We start from the raw sequence: 6,000 nt of genomic DNA, 5'->3' as shown, positions 1-6,000 counted from the left end.
TACCTCAGCCAGTTCAGTACCGCGCGGCAGGCGGCTGAGTTGCGGTGGTTGCGTGTCGAACCAGCCAACCAGGGCCTCGTGGTAGTCATCGCCATCCAGCACAATCACCCGCCAGAGCAGGCTGTTGAGTGGTGTCGGGGTACTGAATAGCGTTTCGGCCTGGATGCCCTGGTCAGCCAGTTGCGCCTCGACACGTTGTTCAGCCATGGATTTACCGGCCAGGGTCGAACCCAGTTAAAAAGTCGACAGCGCCAGTGCAATCAGCGGCGCCTTGGCTATTTTATCGCGCAGGCCGAAGGTCAGCCCCAGCAGCACGGCGATCAGCAGTGGCGCTGTTTACAGCGGGTCGATGATGAAGATGCTCGACCAGGCCGTTGGCGTCGGCATCAGCGGCCAGAACAACTGGGTGCCGTAACTGGTGAAGCTGTCCAACAACGGATGTGTCAGCAGTGCAAGGACCAGGGTCGCGAACAGACGTTGCGCCCGGATGCGGGTAAAAGCGGCGCACCAGCCAGGTCAGCAACAGCGCCACGCCGAAGAGGGCGAACAGCGAATGACTGAAGCCGCGGTGATACCACGGCGTCGCCGTAATCGATGATCACATCGAGATCAGGCGGGTGCCGAGCATCGCACCATATAACAGCGCCTTGCGGCCCTGCCAACGGCCGAGCAGGGCGCCCTGGATGCTGGCGCCGAGCACTGCCTGGGTAATCGAGTCCATCGGTTGGTTGTCCGTTTTTTCTGGACGCTTAGCTTACATCCACACGTATTGCTGCTGTTGCTTGGCAATCCCAAGCAACGATTTTGCCTAGGGGATTTGGCCCGCTGTTACCCGCGTTAGCCTTGCGAGTGGTGCAGCGGCAGGCGTTTTTTCAGGGTGGGCCGGGTGAGAAAGTCAGCATGCCAGGTAATCAATGCCGGTACGGGCATGGGCTTGCCGTACCAATAGCCTTGGGCGTGATCGCAGCCCAGGTCGATGACTTTCTGGGCATCGCTTTCATCCTCGATGCCTTCGCAGGTCACCGTGAACCTGAACGTGTGGCAAAGCTCGACGATGCTGCGCACTACGCGCTGCAATTGTCGGTCGCGGCTAATGCCCTGAATGAACGACTTGTCGATTTTTATCCGTTGCACGCGCAGTTCGCGCAGGTAGGACAATGACGAGTAACCGGTGCCGAAGTCATCCAGTGCCACCGCGATGCCTTGCTCATTGAGCTTGTGCAGGATGCTGCTGCCCTCGTTGAAGTTGGCTACGGATATCGACTCGGTCATTTCCAGGACTAGCTGATTGGCGCGGATCGGTGCCTCGGCAAGCCATTGCTCAATTTGGCCGGGCAGGCTGGTGGTAAATTGCGCAGGAGAGAGGTTCACCGAAAAGTACAGTGTTTCGCGCAGGCCTTGCGGCAAACGGAGCAAATCCTGCCTGAGCCGCTGCAGAATCCACTCGCCGAGTTTCTGCCCCAGTTGATTGTTCTCTGCCAGCTCGACTACTTCCAGCGGCGAGATATAGCCAAGGGTCGGGTGTTTCCAGCGCAACAAGGCTTCAACCCCGATAGTGGTTTTGATCAGGCCGACAATTGGTTGATAGTGAAGGCTCAGGCCCGATGATGCTGTTTGCGCCATTGCCCGCTTGAGGTCGTCGAGCAGGTTCTGACTGCGCAGATAACGGTTGCTGATCTCTTCACTGAATACTTCCAGGCCTTTGTGCTTGCCTGCGCGCAGTTCACGCGCAGCCAGGGTGGCGAAGTAGTACAGCTTTTGCAGGCTGAAGCTGTGGTCTGGGTTGAAGCTCAGGCCGATGCGAGTACCTACTTGGAACAGGTGCTTGTCGCTCTGAAAGTCGAAACTCAACGTGTAGGTGAGGCTGTTCAGGGTGCTGATCACCAGCTCTTCAGGGAAGTCCTGAGGAAAGGTCATGATGAACTCGTCACCAGCCACCCGAGCAATGAAGCTGCCTTGCGGTTTAAGTCGGTTGAGGGTTTCACCGATGCGCTGCAGCAGGCGATCGCCGGCCTCGTGGCTGATGCATTCATTGACTGAGCGGAAATTACTCAGCTCGATCACCGCCAAGGCGCAGCAGTTTGCAGCCTCGGTGTCGTTCTGCAGGGTTTGAAAACTGTTGCGGTTGGGCAGGCAGGTCAAGGGGTCGTTGCGGGCCAGGAAACGATTCTGCCGCGACTCCAGGTAGAACATCAGGATCAGCCCGCCGCCACAGAACAGCAGGCCGAGCAAAAGCAGGTGGCTGAAGCGTTGGTTGTGGTGTATCTCGTCGATAATCCGCGCTGCTTCCGGGCCGGTGAAGTTGCTGATGATCACCTGGCGAATGGGCGTCAGGTACAGGTTGTAGCGTTCGAGGGCCTGCACGATCGGCGCGCCAGCTTGCAAGGTGGGACTGAAAATAAGCGCTTCATCGCTGCGCAGTTGGCTGAACAACTTTGCGACCATCTCGCCGGCATCGAAGCGTTCGCGTATGGCACTATTTTCCTCGCCGGAGAGAAAGGTTTCGAGACGGCTCCAGAGCAGGTCGTAATGCAATTGCAGCTTTTCCTGGCTGGTGCCTCCAGCCTGGAACAGTTGCAGGGTGTTGACGAAACGCAGGTATTCGAATTCCAGCTGGGCCAGCGACCAGGCAGAGAGCTGGATGCGCGCCGAGGTCATTTGCGAGTTGCGCTGGTTGTAGACCAGCGACGTCGCGATACCAACAGCAAAGCCCAGGGTGATCAGCAGCAGGAACAGGTAGCGTATGCGGCGCATTGGCGCTTACCGGGCGATGTTCAACGACTTGAGCTGCCAGACCATCGCCTGGTGATGCTCTTCCTTGCGCAGTTCAGGGAAGTCGTTCAGTGGGTAGATAACCCAGATAGGACCTTTGTCGCGCACGCTCATGACCTTGCCGTTCTTGCGGGTTGCCAGGATTACCGGGTACTTGCGCGCGGCCTGCAGGTTCAACAGCATGCTGTAGTCGTTGAGTGCAGTGGCGTCGATGCGCTGGCCCTGGGCCTTGAGCTCGTCGAGCAGAACACTGAGTCGCACGCCTTGGTAGCTGTCTATCTGCTCGGTCCAGGGTGTCTGGGTTTTCACCTCGACCTGGGGCAGTGCATCGAGGCGCTGCAAGTCGAACAAGGCCTGGCCCTGAGGGCAGCATCCCAGTTCACCGGTCACGGTCAGGATTATTGGGTTTGCCGGAGGCGCTTGCCAGTCGTCAGCAGCATTGACGCTAGGGCTTACCAGGCAAAAAGACAGCAGCAACGGGATGAGGCGTTTAAGTAGTGATGGCATAGGGTTAGACCACTTTTTTATTAGTGTGTAAGGCAGATTTTCGTCAGCACGGCTGGCAGGTTGATTGTTTCTCTAATGAGCAGTATTGCGCAACTTACAGATATTGCATGGGTGTACTGTCGGCATAGTGGCATTATGCCTTTATTTGCCCGTGGCGCCGCGATTTATCGGGCTATTGCTGATCAGTTATTGCGTAGAACGCAGCGATTAAAGGGGTTGCCTGTAACGGTGGCCGCAAGTCGATGAGCCAGGCAGTGAATCTGATGTACCTGCGTTTCTCCCCGTGCGCTGATTGAGTCGTGATGCACGAACTTCATCGCGAGGCTACCTTCAGGCGTGCTTGGTATATCCTGACTGCCCTTTTTGCCGAAGCGTCTTGTCATGCTGTTTATTACCAACAGCGTCCACCTGCCCGACGCTGAAATCGAGTTGACCGCCATCCGCGCCCAGGGCGCCGGTGGGCAGAACGTCAACAAGGTCTCCAGTGCGATGCATCTGCGCTTCGATATCCAGGCCTCAACTTTGCCAGCGTTTTACAAGGAGCGTCTGCTGGCGTTGCGCGATAGCCGCATTACCGCGGGCGGTGTGGTTATTATCAAGGCCCAGCAATACCGAACCCAGGAACAAAACCGCGCTGACGCCCTGGAGCGGTTGGCCGAGTTAATCCGCAATGCCGGCAAGACCGAAAAAGCCCGGCGCCCGACCAAGCCAACCATGGGCTCGAAGAAGCGCCGTCTGGAGGGCAAGACCAAGCGCGCAACGATCAAGGCGGGGCGTGGCAAGGTGGATTTCTAAGGCGCGCCGGCCTAGCCTCCGGCGCTTGGTATGGGCGTCGGTCAGACTTTGAAGAAGCTGACTTTGTCGGTCAGGTGTTTGGCCAGGGTCGCCAGTTCGCGGCTGGCGGTGGCCACTTGCTCGGACCCCGCCGAGGTTTCCAGGGTGGCGTTGTGAATGCGGTTGATGTTCTGGTTGACCTCTTCGGCGACCGCGCTTTGTTCTTCCGAGGCGCTAGCGATCTGCGCATTCATGTCGTTGATCGCGCCGACTTCATGGCGAATCTTGCTTAGCGCGGTTTCTGCCAGGCCGGTCTGTTCGACAGTTTGCTGGGCCAATTGACGGCTGCTGCGCATGACTTCGGCGGCCTTGCCGGCACCTTCTTGCAGCTTGCCAATCATGCCGCGAATTTCACGGGTTGACTCCTGGGTGCGGGTTGCCAGTGAGCGCACCTCATCGGCCACCACCGCAAAGCCACGCCCGTGTTCGCCGGCACGTGCCGCCTCGATTGCGGCATTCAAGGCCAGCAGGTTGGTCTGTTCGGCAATGGAGGTGATTACTCCGATAATTTTCTCGATGTTCTCGCTGTCCAGGGACACCTGTTGCACGCTTTCAGCGGCGCTTTCGAGGATCTTTGCCAGGTTGTGGATGGCGCTTGCGGTTTCGCCGACCACGCGGTTGCCGGTAGCCACTTCGCTGTCTGCGTTGCGTGTGGCCGACGCTGCGCTTGAGGCATAACCGGCTACTTCGTTCACGGTAGCCGCCATCTGGTTGATGGCCGTGGCCATCTGCTCAGCTTCACTGGACTGCAGGCGCAGTTGCTGGCTGTTGTTGCTAGACGTTGTCAGCAACTGGCCGGACGACAGGGTGAGCTCGCCCGCTGCCGAACGTACCTGGGTGATGGTCTCGGACAGGTGTTTGACCATGTCCTGTATCGCACCCATCACACTGTCCGGGTAGGGTGTTTCGATGTGCTGATTGAGCTCGCCACGGGCCAGCCGCTGGATGGTGCTCGCTACTTCATGCGGCTCGGCGCCGAGGGTAGCTTTCATCTTGCGGATGATCATGCTTGAGACCAGCAGGCTGAGCAGGATTGCCGCCGCGGTGACCACCAGGATGAGCATCTGGAAGCCGCCCGCTGCCTCGCGTACAGCTCCGATATCTTTGCTGATGATGTTTTCTTCATGGTCGATGAAGGCGTTGATCCGTTTCAGCCACTCGCTGTAGGCCGGTGAGACTTCGCGCATCAGGAAGGTCTGAGCGCCGGCGATATCGCCTTGCTGGCGTTGCTCGATCAGTGTGGCAGTGAGGGCCAAGGTGCTGCGTTCGATATCCTTGATGCTGCTCAGCAGGTTCTGCTCGATCGCGGTTGGGGGTTGTTCGGCGAACAGGCTGTCCAGCGGTTTGGCCGAAGCCTGGTAGAAGCTGTTCAGACGCTCGATATCGCGCAGATGGGTATTAAGGGCCTGGTCGTTATCGACAAGGACCAGGTCACGCATGGCGATGGCACGGTCGTGCACGCTGCCGCGAAAGTTGATGGCGTGGCGCTGGATGACCGCTGCCTCTTCAGTAATTGTGGTCAGGGTGGTGTCGATGAAAGCCACTCGTTGCACGCCGATTAGCGTGATTAGCAGCATCAGCGAGAGAATCAGGCCAAACCCCAAGCCGAGGCGTTGGGCAATGGTCAATGGTGCGTGCATGGGGTGAGCCCTGTCGTTAGGTTTTCGGGTTTTTAGCGGTCAGTGAAGCGATTAAGGCAGGTTGGTTTTTACTGCGGGTTTCTTGTGCTTATCTTATACAAGGAATTATCTTTGTATAGCTTTATGTTCTGCCTGCGCACGGGCTTGCCAGGCGCCGAAATGGCGGCGCTGGTTGTCCTGTCGGTTTGGCTTTGGCACTGTTTCTTCTGGCCTGTGGCGGACTTCCCACGTTTTCCAGGAGCATCTG

3 protein-coding genes and 3 pseudogenes are annotated in these 6,000 nt (G+C 58.1%); 1 reads left to right on the top strand and 5 read right to left on the bottom strand.

Annotated elements, in window-relative coordinates:
* From Q8K09_RS14370 to Q8K09_RS14360, 3 genes and pseudogenes are all read right to left on the bottom strand, one after another.
* A pseudogene (locus tag Q8K09_RS14370) lies at positions 1 to 721 on the bottom strand (metal-dependent hydrolase); the annotation flags it as partial.
* 116 nt (positions 722 to 837) lie between these two features.
* Positions 838 to 2,754 (bottom strand): bifunctional diguanylate cyclase/phosphodiesterase, encoded by a 1,917-nt coding sequence (locus Q8K09_RS14365; protein WP_305255652.1) that lies wholly within the window; start codon positions 2,752 to 2,754, stop codon positions 838 to 840.
* Positions 2,755 to 2,760: 6 nt separating this feature from the next.
* On the bottom strand, positions 2,761 to 3,279 hold the full coding sequence (locus Q8K09_RS14360; protein ID WP_305255651.1) for a hypothetical protein: 519 nt from the start codon (positions 3,277 to 3,279) through the stop codon (positions 2,761 to 2,763).
* A 381-nt stretch (positions 3,280 to 3,660) separates the two neighbouring features.
* On the opposite strand from Q8K09_RS14360, the gene arfB reads away from it, so the two are divergent.
* A complete protein-coding gene (gene arfB, locus Q8K09_RS14355; protein WP_305255650.1) occupies positions 3,661 to 4,074 on the top strand; it encodes an alternative ribosome rescue aminoacyl-tRNA hydrolase ArfB in 414 nt (137 codons plus the stop codon).
* A 41-nt stretch (positions 4,075 to 4,115) separates the two neighbouring features.
* Here the strand turns inward: arfB and Q8K09_RS21335 are convergent.
* Positions 4,116 to 4,631, bottom strand: a pseudogene (locus Q8K09_RS21335) (methyl-accepting chemotaxis protein); the annotation flags it as partial.
* Positions 4,632 to 5,240: 609 nt separating this feature from the next.
* Positions 5,241 to 5,753 (bottom strand): annotated as a pseudogene (locus Q8K09_RS21330) (MCP four helix bundle domain-containing protein); the annotation flags it as partial.
* Positions 5,754 to 6,000 lie beyond the last annotated feature (247 nt).

It is taken from the genome of Pseudomonas sp., assembly GCF_030683065.1.
GTDB lineage: Bacteria > Pseudomonadota > Gammaproteobacteria > Pseudomonadales > Pseudomonadaceae > Aquipseudomonas.
This window is presented reverse-complemented; position numbering and strand designations above follow the sequence as displayed.